Source organism: Zymobacter palmae (assembly GCF_003610015.1).
GTDB classification, from domain to species: domain Bacteria; phylum Pseudomonadota; class Gammaproteobacteria; order Pseudomonadales; family Halomonadaceae; genus Zymobacter; species Zymobacter palmae.
In genome coordinates this window covers 2,470,919-2,491,189 of sequence record NZ_AP018933.1, presented here as the reverse complement: position 1 = coordinate 2,491,189, position 20,271 = coordinate 2,470,919, and the positions used below count along the sequence as shown (strand labels likewise).

Here is a 20,271-nt window from a genome sequence, read left to right as displayed (position 1 = left end):
ATGGCTTGTTCATCCCGTATGCGCTGCGCACACGGGACCTCTATTTCCACGCAGGACCTGATACATGACCGATCAGAACGACTACCGGATACGGGTTCGCCACCTGAGCAAGGTCTTTGGCAAGCGACCGGGCGAGGTGCTGGCCCTGCGCGATCAGGGCAAGAAACGCGCTGAAATCCACAAGGCCACAGGGCAGGTACTGGGGCTTTCCGATATCAATTTCGACGTTCGCGCGGGCGAACTGCTCGTGATCATGGGGCTGTCCGGATCAGGTAAATCCACGTTGATCCGCTGTCTGAACCGCCTCATCGACCCCACCGAAGGTGAGATTCTCATCAACGGTGGAGACGTCGTGAAGATGAATGACGCTGAGCTGCGCGAATGCCGTCGACGCCACTTCTCGATGGTATTCCAGCACTTCGCGCTGTTCCCACATCGCACGCTGCTGGGCAATGCGGAGTATGGACTGGAAGTCCGTGGCGTACCGCAGAGCGTACGCCAAGAGAAGGCTATGGCGGCGCTCAAGCGCGTTGGGTTGGGGCATCTGCCCAACGCTTACCCCCATGAACTGTCTGGCGGGATGCAGCAGCGTGTGGGTTTGGCGCGTGCACTGGCGAGCGAAACCAGCGTCATGCTGATGGACGAGGCCTTCTCGGCGCTTGATCCGTTGATTCGCCGTGAGATGCAGGATGAGCTACTGATGCTCCAGAAGGATCTGAAGCAGACCATCATCTTCATCACCCACGATCTGGATGAAGCGCTGCACATTGGCGACCGCATCATTCTGCTCAAGGACGGTGAAGTGGTGCAGGCTGGCACGCCGCGTGACATCGTGACTAACCCCGCAGACGAATACGTCGAACGTTTCGTCGAAGGGATCGACATGACGCGCTTCCTGACGGCCGAACTGGCGATGGAAGCGCCGGTCACGCCGCTGTCTATCGACGATACCGTCGGTGCTGCCCTGACACGCATGAACGAGCACGACGGGCTGGAAACGCTCTACGTCAACGATGCCGATGGCAAGCTGGCAGGGGTCGTCGAACGCTCCGTACTGGAGGACGCGGCACCGGAAACGCCGTTGGTCGATGTGCTCGAACGCGATGTGCCGCGTGTGCTGCCGCGCGAGCCGCTCAATCGACTGTTCCCGTTATTCCGCAAGCGCAACTATCCCGTTGCCGTTGTGGATCGCCAGTCGCGTCTGCGCGGTATCGTCGTGCGCGGCAGGATCCTGTCGCTGCTGGCGGAAAGTGATAACGATGCGGTCGAGCCCGAGGTCGAGCCGCCACTGGCATCGCTTGATGATGCCGTGACATCTACCGGGGAGGACGCGTAATGGGTAAGTGGATGACATGGTTGAAAGAAGGCATCCCGCTTGCGGACTGGTTCAATGACGGTGTGGCGTGGGTGACTGAACATCTAAGCTGGGCCACTCGTCCCATGGCGTCGGGGATGGAGTGGGCGCTGGGTGCCCTTAAGGGCGCGCTGATGTGGATCCCCGCGCCGGTTCTAATCATTGCGGTGGTGGCACTGACGCTGTGGCGTTGCGGGAAAGGGGTTGCGGTCTTCGCCGCGCTTGGTCTGCTGCTGATCTGGAACCAAGGGCTGTGGGAATCGCTGATCTACTCGCTCAGTCTGGTGCTGATCTCGACGCTGCTGTCGATCATCATCGCCTTGCCCGTCGGGATGCTGGCGGCGCTGTTCCGCCCCGTCGAAGTGGTAGTTAGGCCGATTCTTGATTTGATGCAGACCATGCCTGCATTTGTCTATCTGCTGCCGTGTGTGGCGTTGTTCAGCATCGGTGCGATGCCTGCGGTATTAGCGACGGTCATCTTCTCGATGCCACCCGCGGTGCGTTTCACGATCCTAGGGATCCAGCAGGTGCCGAGTGATCTTGACGAGGGCGCGGAAGCTTTTGGCTCCACTCGCGCGCAGAAGCTGTTCAAGCTCCAGCTGCCGCTGGCGCGTCCCACCATCATGGCGGGCATTAACCAGACCGTCATGCTCGCGCTGTCCATGTCCGTCATCGCATCAATGGTGGGGGCTGAAGGCTTGGGGGCCGACGTCTACAGCGCCATTCAGGGCAACGACAACGGTCACGGCATCGTCAGCGGTATCTGCGTCGTCGTACTGGCCGTATTGCTCGATCGTCTCGCTCAGTCATGCAAGGGCCGCGACTACACCTGAGTCGTTGACGGCCGGGTAACCTGACCTTCTCACAGCCGGTCGACATGGCGATCATCGTTTCATGCCTTGTCGGCCCGCTTCGCACCGCGCGTGCACACACCTTTTCTGGAGGCGTTAGCATGAACATCAAGAAGCTGATTTCCACAACACTGGCCACCGTACTGATGGGCGGTACCGCATTCTCCGCGACTACCACGGCCTCTGCTGCCGAAGCACAGGGCAAGCAGGACGTCACCATTGGCTACGTCGCTTGGGCTGACCAGCTGGCATCGACCAACGCGCTCAAGGTCGTGCTGGAACAGCAAGGCTATCGTGTGAAAGCGACTTCGCTGTCCGCGGCCTTTATGTGGCAGGGGCTGGCGCAAGGCAAGCTGGACATGATTTCCGCTTGGTTGCCGACAACTCACGCCACTTATTACAAGCCGGTGAAGGACAAGGTCGATAACCTTGGTCACAACTTTGAAGGCACGCGTCTGGGGCTGGTCGTACCGCGCTACATGAAAGACGTCAACAGCATCGACGATCTGAAAGCGCACGCCGCTGAGTTCGATAACCGCATCGTCGGGATTGATCCGGGGGCTGGCATCATGCGTATCACTAAAGACGCCATCGGTAAGTACGATCTCGGTATGAAGCTGACGGCCAGCAGTGATGCCACCATGAGCGCCGTGCTGGGTGAAGCCGTGCGTGAACACAAGCCCATTGTCGTAACGTCTTGGGTACCGCACTGGATGTTCAACCGTTGGGACCTTAAGTTCCTCGACGATCCCAAGAACGCCTACGGCTCCTCCGAACAGCTGGATACCGTTGTTCGCAAGGGCCTGAAAGAAGACAGCCCCAAAGCCTACTGCGTGCTGAGCCACTTCAAGTGGACGCCGGCTGAAATGGGTGAACTGCTCGACATGAACGAACAGCCGAACAGCGATCCGTACCAGAACGCCAAGCAGTGGGTCGAAAAACATCCGGATATCGTCAAACGCTGGACGCAGGACTGCCAGTAATCCGGGCGTGAAGCCAGTGCCGAGAGCGCTGGCGCAGTGCCGTTCAATGCCGCTGCCCGCCAAGGGTCGCGGCATTTTCATTACTGGAATATTGCCATTACTACAATAAGAGGAACGATCCCCATGAAGACACTGATCTCGACCATCCTGACCGCCGCACTGATAAGCGGTGCTGTACTGACCGCACCCTCTGCATCTGCGACAGAACCGCTAGGTCAGCAGGACATCACGATTGGCTACGTTGCCTGGGCCGACCAGATGCCTTCCACCTATGCCATGAAGGTCGTGCTTGAGCAGCAGGGCTATCACGTGAAGCCCACGACGCTGTCCGCTGCGTTCATGTGGCAGGGCGTGGCGCAGGGCAAGCTGGATATGATCGCGGCATGGCTGCCAGTGACCCATGGTGCGTACTATGCACCAGTAAAAGAGAAGGTCGAAAACCTGGGGGCTAATTTCACGGGCGCGCATCAAGGACTGGCGGTACCGGCCTATCTGACCGATATCAATACGATCGACGATCTGAAGCAGCATGCCGATGAGTTTGAAGGCAAGGTGGTCGGCATTGATCCTGGTGCCGGTCTCATGCGGCTGACCAAGCGCGCGCTCGATCAGTACGGGGTGAATATGAAGCTGGCGGCCAGCAGTGATGCGACCATGACGGCCGTGCTCGGAGAAGCGATACGCGAGCACCGCCCCGTCGTCGTGACAGCATGGACACCGCACTGGATGTTCAACCGCTGGCAGCTGAAGTACCTCGACGATCCGAAAGGGGCCTTCGGCAGTGATGAAGAGATTGACACCATTGTTAGAAAGGGGCTTCGACAGGACAGTCCGCGTGCCTACTGTGTGCTGAGCCACTTCAAGTGGACGCCTGCGGAAATGGGCGAGCTGCTGGCCATGAACGAACAGCCGAACAGCGATCCGTATCAGAACGCCAAGCAATGGGTCGACAAACACCCGGAGCTTGTGGCGCGTTGGACACAGGGCTGCCAGTAAGCTGATCGTTGGTCGGTGATGATGGCGCCATTGCGCTATCCTTGCGTCTATGCCGCTGTCCTTTCTGGACGGTGGCATTTTTGTATGAAGAAGAGGGTGCCTATACCTTTTCTTTAAATTATCTTAACATTGTCTTGTTGTTAAAATTGTTTATTAGTCAGTGCTTTGCCTACGCAAAAGCGGGCAAGCGCCATAAAACAAATAACAGCGCTAACGCATATATGGTCATTATTGGGGTGTGTCTTATGTCAAAACACCACGGGCGGTTCAGTTTACGCACGCTGGAAAAGTTCCTGTTACGTACTCTGCGGAGCCTGCCCGTTCGCAGTGCTCATGCTGCGTGGATGGACGTCATTCACAGCACGCCGCATATCGACGCCATGCTGCGCAGCAAAGGCGACTATCAGACGCGCCATTTGCAGAGCTATATGCACCGACGCTGGAGTGCCGCCCAGAAGCTAGACACGCTGCGCACCCACGTCGACTTCATGCAGCAGAATATCCATTCCTCTCATCATGCCGCACTCTACGGTGCGGATGATGCCCGCTATGGTGAGCCAGCGGCCAGCGGCGAAGGGATTGTGCTGATGCAGTGGGAAATGAAGGATACCGCCTGGCGGCTGATGCTGTTGCGCGCGCAGCACAACAAAGAAGGCGAACTGCAGCTTTCGCTGCAGGACAGTGAAGGGCACGAGGTCTATCTGCTGGTCTTCTCGGTTGGGCACGATCCCAAACACCCCGAGCACCTGAGTCTCTACATTGGCTGTTTGCAGGGCGCGCGGCCCGAAAACGGTGGCACTGCGCTGATCAATGCCTTCTACAAACAGCATCACGGCCTGCGGGCGCAGGGGCTACTGATGACAGCACTGTATGCGTTTGCAGAAACCTTTGGTATCGAGCGCATTCGCGGAATTGCCGATGGGCATACGATCAACAGCCGCTATCGCACCAAGATCAAGACCAGCTACGACACCTTCTGGCAGGAATGCCATGCTGAGCAGCAGGAAGAGGGGTGGTTTCTGCTGCCGGAGCAGGAAGAAAAACGCGATATCGAAACGGTGAAGAGCAAGCACCGTTCGGCGTTTCGCAAGCGCGAGGCCTGGCGTGAAGATGCGCGCCTCAATGTGCTGGCCGCGTTGATGGGGCTACGAAGCCCGGCAGACTCGGCAGCGGAACCTCAGGTGGCTGCAATGCGGGAAGCATCGGTGGCCTAAGCGTAGCTGCTCCGGCTCCAGCATAAAGAAGGCGGTCAGGTGATCCTGACCGCCTTCTTTTTCTTTGTCTATTAGGATGAAGCGATCATGCCGTCAGAGCGGTGACGGGCTGGCCTCGTGTTCCATAGAGAATACCGTGTTCTTGGAACAGCCTGTACAGCCACTGATTGATTTCGTCATCGCGTGTTTTTTGCAGGTTGTGTTCGCACAGCGCAGACCACCCGCGGCGGCACTCTGGGAACATGGCGATGCCGTACTCGGCGCGCAGCATCATCATCAACGGTTTGGTGTGATGCAGTGGGTGCGAGGTGTCACGAAGGCGCGTGAATAACTGGCCGCGCGTGACGTGGGTAATGCAGCTGCGCTTGAGCTCGCGCGCACGCTGACGGAAGATCGACACCAGCGGTACGCAGTCGCCCAGCAGGCTGGACGGCATAACATAGCCATCGCCACGGCAGATCAGTTTCTGTGTTGCGCCAACGTGCAGCAGCGGCATGTCCTGTAATACATAAGCCGTATCTCTAAGACAGGCCTGAATATCATGCTGGGGATCCTTGCCGCGAACGAACAGACACGGTGCCGCTCCCGTATCGCTCTGAACCGCTTCGATATGAGCATCGACCAGCAGAGTATGGTTGCGGTAACGCGCATCGGCATTGAATTCATTGTGTGCATAGGCTTCGGTCAGCCGACGCGCAGATACCTCTTCTAGCGCTTCCGGCAGCCGATCACCCAGCAGGGCACTGGAACCGTGTTGCTCCGCTTGCTCCAGCTCATGGTCGATCATATCCCGGTACAGGGCGATGCCTTCCGCAGACGCAAAGCGCTCGGACAGGAACAGTTTTTCCTGATTGCCTACCGAATGGGAAAGCGCTAGCAGGCGATCATCCTGACGTACACGAGGACAGAACACGCATATGCTGTAGATCACCAAGGCGCTGATTAATAGCAGCAGGCCCGTGATCAACAGCGCGATCAGCGTGCGGCGATAACGGCGGTGGGAAGGCGCAGTCGTATCAGGAGCATGCGTGACCAGCATGTGTCCGCAGTTGGGACAGCTCAATGCCTCTGGCGTCAAGGGCGTAGAGCAGAAGGGACAGAATTTGGCGAGCATGCGTAACGACCTCGTCAATATCGAACAACCAGCATACCCTACATAATATATAGGTTAAATGTCGTGGAAGCTGCTGAGAAAGCGGCTATTCGGGCCCTTATCTTTAGATGCCAGTCTTAAGAAAATACCCTGCTGTCATTAGCGGTGCCGCAGCGAGAAAAGCAAATAAACACGCAATACACGTCATTACATAAATGCACTTTCGTAGCGGCGTTATAAGCTATTGATTATCCGAAAGTGACATGGCGTAACGATGAGTCAGCCAAGCGTAGCGGTGGGCTATTGGTGGCTCAATCATGTGGCGGTGTGGTTGGCAGGCTTACAGTGCCATCGATGGTGTGTTTGATAGGTTATCCACGCGCGATAGCGACGGCCAGTGCGGGCGTCATCGGATAGCGTGGAATTAGCGTGCACTGCAGTGCATGGTACAGATCGGGTTTTCCTTCCCATATGCGATGGTCGGGACGATTGGCGGCGTCAAGCTCGTGTCGCCAGCTGCCGTGCTGTCGGTCGATCACATAGCGTGCGATGTAGTCCCACAGTGATCGGTACAACGATTCATAGCGTTCATCGCCCGTGCGCTTCAGAAAGGTACTGGCAGCGGAGGCCGCTTCGGCCACGGTCCAGTGAATACGCTGACGTATCACCGGGCTACCATCCAGGTCATGGGTGTAGATAAGTCCCGGGGCATCATCGACATGCCAGCCTCGCTGAATGCCCGAGGCAAAGAGCTGTTCTGCATCGTGAAACAGCCATTCGGGCACGGGCTCATCGTGTGCACGGAGGGCTGCTTCCAGTTCGAGCATCAGGCGCGACCATTCGCAGGCATGCCCGGGAGTAACGCCGAACGGGCGGAACTGATCACAAGGATGATCGCGATTATAGTCGGGTTCGGCTTGCCAGTGGGCATCGAAGTGTTCGAGCAGATAGCCATCGCGCTGAGCGGCACCGTTGTGAATGATACGGGTTACGATGGCCAGTGCACGCTGGCGCCACAGAGGTTCGTCCAGTACGTCGGCAAGCGCTAAGAACAGCTCTGTCGCATGCATGTTGCTGTTGGCGCCGCGATAGGCTTCTTGGTGCTGCCAGTCACGTGAGAATCCGTCGATAAGCGCGTTTTGGCGATCACACCAGAAATGTGTTTCCAGTATTTCCAGTGCGTCTGTCAGTAGGCGATCAGCATTGGGAATATGGGCCATATGGGCGGTGGCCGCAGCCAGACAGACGAAGACGTGCAGGTACGCCATCTTGGCGGTGTCGCTGTCGGGTGGTTCGCTGCTAGCATCACGTACCATCGCCGCCGGTACGCTAAACCAGCCGCCGTGGATGTCATCGTGAAAGAGCGAAAGCAGCGCGTCGATGCCTTCCTTGGCGAGGTCTGAGGTGCCTGGGGTGCCCTGCATGGCGGCTAGCGAAAAGCAGTGAGCCATACGAGCCGTCAGTACGGTGTCGGGAATGGCCCCGGCCGGCAGCACTCCATCATCGTTCAGAGCGCCGAAGCCGCCCAATGGATGGCGGGCCGCGCGGTAGAACTCGACGAGCCGTCGCCCTTCCTGCACAAGCCAGTCATGATGTTCCTGACGGGAAAGCCAGCTGCCGACCGACAGCGATGATGCTATTGCCATGAGTGTGCTCTCCTAGGCAAAGACCGCAATGTGCCATGCGCTGAGTGGAATGAATGACGCGGGAACCTCGCTCCTGCGTCTCACTGTCTCGACGGCAGCCGTATCCCTAAACGAGAGCGGCAGGTAGAAGACCATCCATGGTCTTTCGCCTGCCGAGGAGACTGTCGGGGCTTTCCTGCCCCGGCCTCTGATCGTTTACATCGTGGGTGGCGTGTCAGCCGTTGACGACTGTGCCCCCGTTGGGGTGCAGCGTCTGACCGCTGATGAACGACGCATCCAACGATGCCAAGAATACGTAGCAGGGACCGATTTCCCACGGCTGTGCCGCGCGTCCCATCGGGGTATCGCTACCGAAGTCTTCCAACAGCTGAGGATCGTAGGCCCCTAGCGTGGCTGGCTGCAGCGGTGTCCATACTGGCCCCGGCGCTACCGCGTTGACGCGGATGCCTTTGCCGACCACCTGATTGGACAGTGATCGCGTGAAACTGATGATGGCACCCTTGGTAGCACTATAGTCCAACAGCAGTGCAGGACCGACATAGGCGTTGATGGACGCTGTGTTGATGATGGCGTCGTCTTCCTTAAGATAGGGCAGTGCAGCCTTGGTCAGGTAAAACATGCTGTCGATGTTGGTACGGAATGTTGTCCGCCATTGTTCATCGGAAATAGCCGTCAGACATTTCTGCACCTGTTGGGTTCCCGCATTGTTAACAAGCACGTTGAGCTTGCCGAAGTTGGCGATGGTCTTTGCTACAGCGTCGCGGCAGAACTCGGGGTTGCCCAGATCACCGTCGATCAGCAGGCAACGGCGCCCTTCGGCTTCGACCAGACGGCGTGTCTCTCGTGCATCGTCGTGTTCGCTGAGGTACAGCGCAACGACATCGGCGCCTTCGCGAGCGAAGTGCAGTGCGACCGATCGGCCGATGCCACTGTCGGCACCACTGATCAAGGCCACTTTGTCCTGCAGCTTGCGGCTGCCAAGGTAGTCGTTGCGAATGAAGACGGCGGGGGGAGTCATCAAGGCTTCCTGGCCCGGAAGCGATTGGGATTGCGCGTGGATCTCTGTCTTATGAACCATTGTGTCCTCCTGATGGTGGACATGGTGTGCAGCCGCCAGCGGAAACGATGCCATGCGGCGGCGGAATACAGAGGCTCATCCATGAGCGTGTTTCATTCCTTGAGTTCAAGCATCGGAAAGACGGGCGTTCACCGCAACCCTTCCTTTGAGGACTTTGCAGCTATAGGCAAACCGCAGCGACGTCGTACCCTCGGGAGCGGTTCAGCAGGTGTGGGAGGTTGAGTGTTGGTGAAAGAATAGTGCAAGAGACGCTGCGTGCAGAAATAGGCGAGTCCGAAGTTTACTTTTGTAGTCTCGATCCCGACGTTCTGTCGGCACCGCAGTTGTTAGGACGGTAGCGGCAGCCCTCGCTCCGGCACGAGCGTCTTCATCACCAGCGTTGAGGTCCGGCGATGTACCCCGGGCATGGCCGACAGGCGTTCATCATAGAGCTTCTGGAAGGCGGGAAGGTCACGCGTCACGACGTGCAGCATGTAGTCGGGATCGCCAAACAGGCGCTGGGCCGAAAGCACACCTTAAAATCAAAAAATTATAGCGAGAGGATTACTATTACCGACTTGAGGTAAATCACCATGGCTCATAGAGAGTGATAGATTTGGAATGCTTATATAGTTGGGTGTCATGAAATGATAAAGAGAAATATGACTATAAATTTATTTTGGACTGAAAACGGCCCTGTGAAGCAGCCATATGCACGAACAAGCATTACAAACGAAGAAGGCGTGGATTTGCTGTCGTGTTTGCTCGGAGACGATGGCGGATGTGGACATTCTATCGAAGATATCGATGACGGCTTGCAGAGTATCAGCTTGGCCAAGGCTAACCGAGGGGGGAACGTTTGATTGGGCACGTCACAGCTGGGCAGTAGAGTTCAAGGGTGAAAGCGCCCGCATATATTCACTGTATGACGAAAAGTATGACGTGGTGATGCACCTCAATGATTTCGAAGTAGCATTGAAAAGTTGGCGAGCTTTTGTGTCACCGGCAAATTAGTGACGCTGGATTTTTTTGGGTTTATTCCCGGTGCAATGGCTGCAAATATGCGGCTATTGAAGGGTTATCAAAGTACATACCGAAGTGAAGATGCAAACAGAAAATTGCCGGAAGGGAAAACAATAGAGATGTGGTGCCCCCATCAGGATTGATACATGCATTTTAACTTTTTTATTTTTACGGTTTTTTAATTTTTAAATTCTCTATAGCATACATTTTTTTGTTCGGTAGACACCTTCTTTCAAAAGAAATATAGAGGGTGTCGCGTTTTGCTACATCCCCCACTTTCATAAGGCACCCCCAATGCGGGGACACCTTTCTATTCGATGGGTTGTGCTGGAAACCAAGGTGGAAACTTCGCCTACTCACGGATACCCAAAATCTCGCATTGCCTTGCTCTCAATGCAACCGGGCCATAAACAACATTCCCCCGTTACTGCTACGAGAAGTGTTGCTTTAACTTCGCTGCAAGCCTTATGGATATTGGCGCGAGCGAAGTTCGCAGGTGCGTATCGCTCACCACTGTGTATGTAATGGGGTAACAAGGGGTACTCAGGGTACCGCCTCGCCATATATGGGCTGTAGGCGTAACCCCTCAAGTGGCTACGGAATTACACAGGGTACATTTCCCTCGCTATAACAGCCGTTTTCACATCGCTGAATGTTAGGAGAAACGACTCCGGAAAGGTGTGCGCAACTTATCGGTGAGCACGCACGTGCGCTCACTTGAATATGGCCTCTGATTAATTGTTGAAAGTAAGAATTCCTTCATACCAAACTCAGCATGGCATAAGGCTTTAAGCGGCATGTGCCTTGTTATTTTTCCGGCCATTAGGCTAGAAGAAAAACGATTCCTAGGCTCGCCATTTCACGGCCAAACCTTAACATTTAACAGCATTTATTGAGCGCTTTGGGCGGTATTAAAGAGCTCTGCCTCCAGCAGGCACGCGCTAAAGCTTTGTGAGCAGATGAGCCATCCACGCAGGAACATTTCCTATCGATGCAATTCGCCACATGCAGGCGTTGTAACAACGCATGATGAGTTGCTGCCAAACGCTGGCTTCATGCCATTTTTTCAGGCTTCGCCAACGAATGGGGCTAGGGAATCCTTGTCATAGCACGAACAGAATGCCAGACCGTGCTTGCCGGTCAGATACAGATATACGAGTTCTTTCTTCGTGAGAGGCAGGAGTATGTTTGGGGAGAATTAGTGGGATGATATGCCTGCGCTTGTCAGGAAGTAGTGAATTCGTCATGCGATGAGGTATTTGGGCAACATAGATTTTTCAAGGGGGGCGAAACAGTCTCTTATTAAAATCCTTCCCCTCTCACAAATTGCCTTTTCTCATGGCATCCCGCCCTTTCCTCCCATTACAATCATCGTTTGTTTTTTTGCGAGCTGCATAGCTGTCTTCAGAGGGTAAATATGACGATGAAAAACGACAAGGCATGGATTGGGGACCTGTTAGGCGGGCCGCTGATGAGTAGGGAAAGTCGAATCATCGCTAAGCTTATGCTTACCGCTCCTGATGAACAGGCCTGGCAAGAGCAGATCGTTGGTTATAATATTCTACAAGCCCCCTCTGCCAGTACAGCGAAACGTTATGCCACGACGATAAGACTACGCTTGAATACGCTTGATAAAGCGGCATGGTCACTTATTGTGGAAGGGAGTGAGCGCGAACGTCAGCAATTGCTGTTTGTCGCTCTGGTCCTCCATTCACCGGTTGTTAAAGACTTCCTGGCTGAAGTGGTGAACGGCCTGCGTAGACAGTTTAAAGAAAAGCTTCCTATGGATAGCTGGGGTGAGTTTGTGGCCAACCACCTTCGCCAGCAGCCCGTACTTACCAGTTACTCAGATTCATCCATCAAAAAAATGGGTAACAACTTAGTTAAAGCACTGGCTGAAGCGGGTTATCTGGATACGCCGCGTCGACGTAATCTCCAGTCAGTCTTTCTTTTACCAGAAACTCAGGCGACCTTGCAGCGCCTCGGGCAACAAGAATTGGTTTCTATTCTGGAGGGGCAACGGTGATCGATCCCGTGCTTGAATACCGCCTGTCACAGGTTCAGAGCCGCATTAGAGAAGAGCGCTTTCTCAGAAACAACGGCTCAGGTAATGAGATTGGGTTCTGGATTTTTGATTATCCTGCTCAGAATGAACCGCAGGTACGTGAACACCTGAAGTATCTTTTCCGTAACCTGGAGAAGGACCACCAGTTCGCACACCTCAACATCTTTCAGATCATTATTGAGATGCTCACTGAACGTAAGCTATTTGAGCGCGTCTGTCAGCAGGAAGTGAAAGTCGGTACCGAAGCGCTGAAAAAACAACTCGTTGGCTTATTGAATCAGAAAAAGATCGCGGATTACGCAGCAAAAAAAGTCGATCTTCAGAATCAAGAGTTTGTCATCCTGACAGGCATGGGCAATGCCTGGCCGCTGGTTCGTGGCCATGAGCTGATGAGTGCCTTGCAGGACGTGATGGGTTTTACCCCTCTGTTGATGTTTTATCCGGGAACCTATAGCGGACACGACCTGTCTCCTTTGGCAGGCATTGATTCCCGGAATTATTATCGCGCCTTCAGGCTGGTACCCGAAAGTGTGCCTGCGGCGACATTGAATCCTCGTTAAAGAGCACTGCGATGAATATTGGACAGATCTTTGAAAAACGTCTGAACCGAAATATTAATGGTGTTGTAAAAGCTGAACAGACGGACGATGCCAGTGCATGGATAGAGCTTGACGAATACGTCATCACCCAGGAACTGGAAAGACATCTGCGCCACTTCTTTGAATTTTATGTTCCGGCAACCGGTCCGGAGCGCATACGCATGGAAAACAAAATTGGCGTATGGGTGTCAGGGTTCTTTGGCTCAGGTAAATCACACTTTATCAAGATTCTGTCGTATCTGTTGTCTAACCGCAAGGTCAGTCATAACGGTACAGAACGTAATGCATACTCTTTCTTTGAAGACAAAATCAAAGATGCTCTGTTCCTCGCTGATATCAGCAAAGCGGTCCATCATCCGACGGAAGTGATTTTGTTCAATATCGATTCTCGCGCTAACGTCGACGATAAAGAAGACGCTATCCTTAAAGTCTTTCTGAAGGTGTTTAACGAACGGGCTGGCTACTGCGCTGATTTTCCGCACATCGCCCATCTGGAGCGCGAGCTGGCTAAACGCGGCCAATACGACGCGTTTAAAACTGCATTCTCCACTATCACTAGATTAAGCTGGGAAAAAGAACGCGATTCCTACTATTTCATCAGTGATGAAATGGCAGAAGCCCTAAGCCAGGCCACCGGCCAAAGCGTTGACGCCTCGCGTCAATGGGTGGAACAGCTGGATAAGAACTTCCCATTAGATATCAATAATTTTTGCCAGTGGGTCAAAGAGTGGCTGGATGAAAGCGGCAAAAACATCCTCTTTATGGTGGATGAGGTCGGTCAGTTCATCGGTAAAAATACGCAGATGATGTTGAAGCTACAGACTATCACTGAAAACCTAGGTGTGATCTGCGGTGGACGCGCATGGGTTATTGTTACCTCCCAGGCAGATATCAATGCGGCCATCGGTGGGATGAGCAGTCGAGATGGACAAGATTTTTCTAAAATCCAGGGCCGTTTCTCAACTCGCCTGCAGCTTTCAAGCTCCAACACCTCCGAAGTTATCCAAAAACGTTTGCTGGTGAAAACCGATGCTGCAAAAACCGCGCTGGCTAAAGTCTGGCAGGGAAAAGGCGACATCTTGCGCAACCAGCTTTCCTTCGACCCTACAACCACCGCTTCTTTGCGCTCCTACACCAGCGAAGAAGAATTTATTGATAACTACCCATTTGTCCCGTGGCACTACCAGATTCTGCAGAAGGTTTTTGAGTCCATCCGGACCAAAGGTGCCGCCGGTAAACAGTTAGCCATGGGTGAACGCTCACAGTTAGAAGCGTTCCAGACTGCGGCACAGCAAATTGCCTCACAAGGTCTGGATTCTCTAGTGCCTTTCTGGCGTTTCTATACCGCCATTGAGAGCTTCCTGGAACCGGCTGTCAGCCGTACCATCACTCAGGCCTGCCAGAATGGCATCCTTGATGAGTTCGATGGTAACTTACTGAAAACGCTTTTCTTGATCCGCTATGTCGATGTACTGAAAAGTACACTCGATAACCTGGTTACCCTTTCGATAGACAAAATCGATACTGATAAAATCGAACTACGCCGTCGCGTTGAAAAAAGTCTGAACAAGCTAGAACGGGAAATGCTGATTACACGTGTTGAAGATAAATACGTGTTCCTGACTAACGAAGAAAAAGAGATTGAGAACGAGATTCGTAATGTTGAAGTCGATTTCTCTGCAATCAATAAAAAACTGGCATCTATCATCTTTGATGACATTCTGAAAAACCGGAAATATCGCTATCCGGCGAATAAACAGGACTTTGATATCAGCCGCTTCCTGAACGGGCACCCGTTAGACGGCGCAATGCTTAACGATCTGGTAGTGAAAATCCTCACGCCAAAAGATCCGACCTATACGTTCTATAACAGCGATGCCGCCTGCCGTCCTTATACTTCGGAAGGTGATGGCTGTATTTTGATTCGCCTCTCAGAGGAGGGGCGCACCTGGACCGATATCGATTTAGTTGTCCAGACCGAAAAATTCCTCAAGGACAATGCCGGACAACGCCCGGAGCAGGCCAGCTTGCTTTCAGAAAAAGCCCGCGAGAACAGTGTTCGTGAGAAAATGCTTCGTGTACAGCTGGAGTCGCTCCTTGCCGAAGCGGATGTCTGGGCGATTGGCGAGCGCTTACCGAAGAAATCCTCAACACCGTCCAGCATTGTGGATGAAGCCTGCCGTTATGTGATTGAAAACACGTTCGGTAAGCTAAAAATGTTGCGTCCCTATAACGGTGAAATCGCACGTGAGATTCGTGAACAACTTACGTTAGAGAATGATACCGAACTTGATCTTGGTGAAACAGAAGAGTCCAATTCCGACGCGATGCACGAGGTGGAAATCTGGGTCAGTATGAACATCGAGTACAATAAACCGGTCTATTTACGCGATATTCTGAACCACTTTGCCCGTCGTTCTTATGGATGGCCAGAAGAAGAAGTGAAGCTGCTGGTTGCCCGTCTGGTGCGCAAAGGCAAATTCAGCTTTAGCCAGCAGAATAACAATATCGAGCGTAAGCAGTTGTGGGAACTGTTCAATAACAGTCGTCGCCACAGCGAGCTGCGTCTGCACAAAATTCGTCGTCACGACGAATCGCAAATCCGCAAAGCCGCACAACTTATGGCGGATATTGCCCAACAGCCGTTTAGCGAACGTGAAGAGCCTGGCCTAGTTGAACATATTCGTCAGGTCTTCGACGGCTGGAAACAAGAGCTGGATGTCTTCAAAGCGAAAGCGGAAGGTGGAAACAATCCTGGTAAAGAAGAGATTGAGTCAGGCCTGCGCTTGCTGAATTCCATTCTTAGCGAAAAAGAAGAGTTTGCTCTGATTGAGAAGGTCACCACCCAGGCAAACGAATTGCTGGATTTCAGCGAATATCGCGACGATCTGGGCGACTTCTACCTCAAACAGTTCGCCACCTGGCAAAAACTGGGCGCGGCTCTGAATGGCAGCTTTAAATCCAACCGCAGCGCACTGGAAAAAGACGCCGTGGCGGTAAACGCGTTAGGTGAGCTGGAAAACATCTGGCAGATGCCAGAGCCTTACAAGCATCTCAATCGCATCACGCCGCTGATTGAACAGGTTCAGAACGTTAATTATCAGTTAGTTGAACAGCACCGCCAGCACGCTCTGGAACGTATTGACGCCCGCATCGAAGAGAGTCGTCAACGCTTGCAGGAAGCGCACGCCACGTTGGAGCTGCAAAACAGCGTTCTGCTGCCGATGCAAAAAGCCAGAAAACGCGCCGAAGTCAGCCATTCGATTCCGGAAATTCTGGCGGAACAGCAAGAGACGAAAGCGCTACAAACGGATGCTGAGAAAAAGATTAACCAGTGGATCGACGAGCTGCGTAAAAAACAGGAAGCCCAGCTACGGGCAGCGAATGAAGCTAAACATGCTGCAGAGTCACAACAGACCTATGTTGTGGTAGAAAAACCCGTTATCCAGCCGGTACCGAAAAAAACGCATCTGGTGAATGTCGCCAGCGAGATGCGCAAAGCCACCGGTGGTGAAGTGCTGGAAACCGCCGAACAGGTGGAAAAAGCGCTTAATAAGCTTCGTGCTGCCCTGCTGGCAGCCATTGAGACAGGTGACCGGATTCGTCTTCAGTAACCTCCATTTCAGGGCAGCACTCTGCTGCCCTTTGCAGGATTTTCTATGAACACCAATAACATCAAAAAATACGCTCCACAGACCCGTAACCAGTTCCGCGATGCGGTGATCCAGAAACTAACCACGCTGGGGATTTCCGTCGATAAAAAGGGCAATCTGCAGATTGCAGATGCTGAGATCGTCGGCGAAACCGTGCGCTATGGCCTGTTCGATCACCCCAAATCCACCCTCACCCGCCGCGATCGTCTGGTAAAACACGCCCACGAGCAGGGCTTTGACGTACTGGTTGAATACTGTGCCTATACCTGGTTTAACCGCCTGTGTGCCATTCGTTATATGGAAATCCACGGCTACCTTGACCACGGCTTCCATATGCTCTCGCACCCGGATAACCCGACCGGCTTTGAAGTGCTGGACCATGTACCGGAAGTGGCGGAAGTACTGCTGCCGGAGAAAAAGGCGCAGCTGGTCGATATGAAACTCACCGGCAACCAGGACGAAGCCATCTACCGTGAATTGCTGTTAGCGCAGTGCCACGCCCTGCACCGCGCGATGCCGTTCCTGTTTGAAGCAGTCGACGATGAAGCCGAACTGCTACTGCCGGATAACCTGACCCGCACCGACTCTATTCTGCGCGGTCTGGTGGACGGTATTCCAGAAGAAGACTGGCAAGACGTTGAGGTTATCGGCTGGCTGTATCAGTTCTATATCTCTGAGAAAAAAGATGCCGTTATTGGCAAGGTGGTAAAGAGCGAAGATATTCCTGCCGCCACCCAGCTGTTTACCCCGAACTGGATTGTGCAGTATCTGGTGCAGAACTCCGTCGGTCGCCAGTGGTTGCAGACCTACCCGGATTCGCCGCTGAAGGGCAAAATGGACTATTACATTGAGCCAGCCGAACAGACGCCGGAAGTACAGGCGCAGATGGCTGCCATTACCCCTGCCAGCATTGAACCAGAAAGCATCAAGGTGCTCGACCCAGCCTGTGGCTCCGGGCATATTCTGATCGAAACCTATAACGTGCTGAAAAATATCTACGAAGAGCGCGGCTATCGCGCCCGCGATATTCCGCAATTGATTCTGGAAAATAATATCTTTGGTCTCGACATCGATGACCGCGCAGCCCAGCTTTCCGGTTTTGCATTATTAATGATGGCCCGCCAGGATGACCGCCGGATATTCACCCGTGATGTGCGCCTGAATATTGTCTCCCTTCAGGAGAGCCTGCATCTGGATATTGCTAAGCTGTGGCAACAACTGAATTTCCACCAGCAGAACCAGACCGGTAGCGTGGGAGATATGTTTGCCGAAAATGCCACATTAGCGCATACCGACACTGCAGAATATCAGCTGCTGATGTGCACGCTGAAGCGCTTTGTAAACGCCAAAACGCTGGGCTCGTTGATTCAGGTGCCGCAGGAAGAAGAAGCGGAACTGAAGGCGTTTCTCGATGCGCTGTATCGCCTGGAGCAGGAAGGGGATTTCCAGCAGAAGGCCGCAGCGAAAGCATTTATTCCGTATATTCAGCAGGCGTGGATACTGGCGCAGCGGTATGATGCGGTAGTGGCGAATCCGCCGTATATGGGCAGTAAGGGGATGAATGGTGAGCTGAAAGAGTTTGCCAAAAATAATTTCCCGGACAGTAAGTCAGATTTGTTTGCGATGTTTATGCAGCATGCTTTTTCCTTGCTTAAAGAAAATGGATTCAATGCTCAAGTAAATATGCAGTCCTGGATGTTTTTATCCAGTTATGTGTCTTTACGTGAATGGCTACTAAATAATAAAACTTTTATTACCATGGCCCATCTAGGCCCACGGGCGTTCGCGCAAATTTCCGGAGAAGTAGTTCAGACTACGGCTTGGGTGATCAGAAACAACCATTCCGCATTGCAACAATGTGCTTTTTATCGTTTAATTGAGGGTAATGAAGAGCAAAAGAAAAATACGTTAATTAGTCGTAAAAACGTTTTTTACAATATTAGCCAAGACGATTTCAAAAAAATACCAGGAACTCCTATTTCGTATTGGCTACATAAAAATGTTATTGATTGCTACATGCGTGGTACGCCTTTTAAGGATAGAGGATTCCCAAAGGTAGGTATGCAAACAGCTAATAATGATAAGTTTTTACGCTATTGGCATGAGATTGATTATACCGAATTTTCTCAACAGGAGGCGATACCTAAATGGGTAAAATATCTAAAGGGAGGCAGCTATCGAAAATGGTATGGTAACCTTGAATATGTTCTAAGATACAACCGGAATAAACATTTCATTCTTGCTCAGCCAAATTCTACTTTGATGGGGTTAGAAAAACTGTCCTCACCCAAATGTACTTGGACGGATCTAACAAGCGGTAACTTTAGCTGCCGTTACGCTCCTGATGATACATTTCATGACATTTCTGGACACTGTTTTTATCCGGATCGTAGTGAACAGTTTTCTTTGTTAGCTCTGGCTAATACAAAATTGTTTGATTATTTTTTATCAATAACTAACGCATCATTCCACTTTCAAGTTGGTGATGTAGGCAAGGTTCCAGTTATTGAAGTTAAAGATAAATCATCTGAAATCGCTAAGACTCTTGTTGAGTTATCGAAGATGGATTGGGATAATTACGAGTCGTCATGGGATTTTAAAGTAAATCCTATTATCTGTAAGAAACATTTTTTAATTTCACATGCTTTTTCTGATTTAAAAAATAAAAATAAGAAGTTAATTGAAAAGTTTAAATTACTTGAAGAAAAAAACAATAATACTCATATAGTGGCATATGGACTTAATGGTTTACTAAATTATGAAGTTGAACCAAACGAAATTAGTTTAATATGTAACCCATCATATCGCTATGGAAAAAACATTTCCCCAGAAGAACAACAAAAAAGGGAGCTCAGCGATACTTTTATCGAATTACTATCTTTCTCAATTGGCTGTCAAATGGGCCGCTACTCCCTCGATCGCGAAGGCCTCGTCTATGCCCACGAAGGCAATAAAGGCTTTGCCGAACTTGTCGCTGAAGGCGCATACAAAACCTTCCCTGCCGACAACGACGGCATCCTGCCACTGATGGATGACGAGTGGTTTGACGATGACGTCACCTCTCGCGTCAAAGAGTTTGTCCGCACCGTCTGGGGCGAAGAACATTTGCAGGAAAACCTCGATTTTATCGCCGAAAGTCTCTGTTTATACGCGATCAAGCCGAAAAAAGGTGAATCTGCGCTGGATACCATCCGTCGCTATCTTTCCACCCAGTTCTGGAAAGATCATATGAAGATGTATAAAAAGCGCCCGATCTACTGGCTGTTCAGCTCTGGTAAAGAGAAAGCGTTCGAGTGCCTGGTCTATCTGCATCGCTACAACGACGCGACGCTGGCGAGAATGCGTAACGAATATGTGGTCCCGCTGCTGGCGCGCTACCAGGCCAATATCGATCGCCTGAATGAACAGATCGATGGAGCCACCGGTGGCGAAGCTACGCGACTGAAGCGTGAGCGTGATAGCCTGAGCAAGAAATTCAACGAACTGCGCAGCTTCGACGATCGCTTACGCCACTATGCTGATATGAGAATCAGTATTGATCTCGACGACGGCGTTAAGGTTAACTACGGTAAGTTTGGCGATCTGCTGGCGGGTGTGAAAGCCATTACCGGCAGTGCGCCTGAGGTGATATAAGTCAGATAGCATACCTTCCCACACCACCGGGCTTTGGCCCGGTGGTGATCTCGATACGGGAAACCAGCCTTATTCAGACATCCGTCACCTCCAGTTCATGACAA

The 20,271-nt window shown here is 52.5% G+C and carries 13 protein-coding genes; 9 read left to right on the top strand and 4 right to left on the bottom strand.

What is annotated here, in order from left to right:
- The first annotated feature begins 64 nt into the window (after positions 1-64).
- From ZBT109_RS11050 to ZBT109_RS11030, 5 genes are all read left to right on the top strand, one after another.
- A complete protein-coding gene (locus ZBT109_RS11050; protein WP_084261941.1) occupies positions 65-1,336 on the top strand; it encodes a quaternary amine ABC transporter ATP-binding protein in 1,272 nt (423 codons plus the stop codon).
- A complete protein-coding gene (locus tag ZBT109_RS11045) occupies positions 1,336-2,187 on the top strand; it encodes an ABC transporter permease (protein ID WP_232012844.1) in 852 nt (283 codons plus the stop codon). The genes ZBT109_RS11050 and ZBT109_RS11045 overlap by 1 nt, the downstream gene beginning before the upstream one ends.
- A gap of 119 nt (positions 2,188-2,306) precedes the next feature.
- Positions 2,307-3,188, top strand: a complete 882-nt coding sequence (locus ZBT109_RS11040) for a glycine betaine ABC transporter substrate-binding protein (protein WP_084261942.1) — start codon at positions 2,307-2,309, stop codon at positions 3,186-3,188.
- 123 nt (positions 3,189-3,311) lie between these two features.
- Complete coding sequence (locus ZBT109_RS11035; protein ID WP_027706201.1) at positions 3,312-4,184, top strand: glycine betaine ABC transporter substrate-binding protein; 873 nt, start codon at positions 3,312-3,314, stop codon at positions 4,182-4,184.
- Positions 4,185-4,429: 245 nt separating this feature from the next.
- Entirely contained in the window at positions 4,430-5,398 is a 969-nt protein-coding gene (locus tag ZBT109_RS11030; RefSeq protein ID WP_169734030.1) for a VirK/YbjX family protein, read from the top strand.
- An 85-nt stretch (positions 5,399-5,483) separates the two neighbouring features.
- Here ZBT109_RS11030 and ZBT109_RS11025 read toward each other — a convergent pair whose 3' ends face one another.
- The 4 genes from ZBT109_RS11025 to ZBT109_RS11010 form a co-directional block, all read right to left on the bottom strand.
- Positions 5,484-6,512 carry a zinc ribbon domain-containing protein gene (locus ZBT109_RS11025; protein ID WP_084261944.1) on the bottom strand — a complete coding sequence of 343 codons (1,029 nt, stop codon included), beginning with the start codon at positions 6,510-6,512 and terminating at the stop codon, positions 5,484-5,486.
- Positions 6,513-6,862: 350 nt separating this feature from the next.
- Positions 6,863-8,137: an AGE family epimerase/isomerase gene (locus ZBT109_RS11020; RefSeq protein ID WP_027706203.1), complete on the bottom strand. Its 1,275-nt coding sequence runs from the start codon at positions 8,135-8,137 to the stop codon at positions 6,863-6,865.
- Positions 8,138-8,351: 214 nt separating this feature from the next.
- Positions 8,352-9,155, bottom strand: a complete 804-nt coding sequence (locus tag ZBT109_RS11015; RefSeq protein ID WP_232012843.1) for an SDR family oxidoreductase — start codon at positions 9,153-9,155, stop codon at positions 8,352-8,354.
- Between the two features lie 386 nt (positions 9,156-9,541).
- Positions 9,542-9,727 carry an Lrp/AsnC ligand binding domain-containing protein gene (locus tag ZBT109_RS11010; RefSeq protein ID WP_232012842.1) on the bottom strand — a complete coding sequence of 62 codons (186 nt, stop codon included), beginning with the start codon at positions 9,725-9,727 and terminating at the stop codon, positions 9,542-9,544.
- Between the two features lie 1,913 nt (positions 9,728-11,640).
- Here ZBT109_RS11010 and brxA point away from each other — a divergent pair.
- Genes brxA through pglX form a run of 4 tightly spaced genes read left to right on the top strand, consistent with a single transcriptional unit; the run spans position 11,641 to position 20,167 of the window.
- A complete protein-coding gene (gene brxA / locus ZBT109_RS11000; protein WP_120185417.1) occupies positions 11,641-12,243 on the top strand; it encodes a BREX-1 system protein BrxA in 603 nt (200 codons plus the stop codon).
- The gene (gene brxB / locus ZBT109_RS10995) at positions 12,240-12,842 is read left to right on the top strand and encodes a BREX-1 system protein BrxB (protein ID WP_027706207.1); all 603 of its coding nucleotides are present in this window, start codon (positions 12,240-12,242) and stop codon (positions 12,840-12,842) included. Before brxA ends, brxB begins: the two co-directional genes overlap by 4 nt.
- Positions 12,843-12,853: 11 nt before the next feature.
- Positions 12,854-16,495 (top strand): BREX system P-loop protein BrxC, encoded by a 3,642-nt coding sequence (brxC, locus tag ZBT109_RS10990; protein ID WP_027706208.1) that lies wholly within the window; start codon positions 12,854-12,856, stop codon positions 16,493-16,495.
- A 45-nt stretch (positions 16,496-16,540) separates the two neighbouring features.
- Positions 16,541-20,167: a BREX-1 system adenine-specific DNA-methyltransferase PglX gene (gene pglX / locus ZBT109_RS10985; protein ID WP_027706209.1), complete on the top strand. Its 3,627-nt coding sequence runs from the start codon at positions 16,541-16,543 to the stop codon at positions 20,165-20,167.
- Positions 20,168-20,271: the final 104 nt, after the last annotated feature.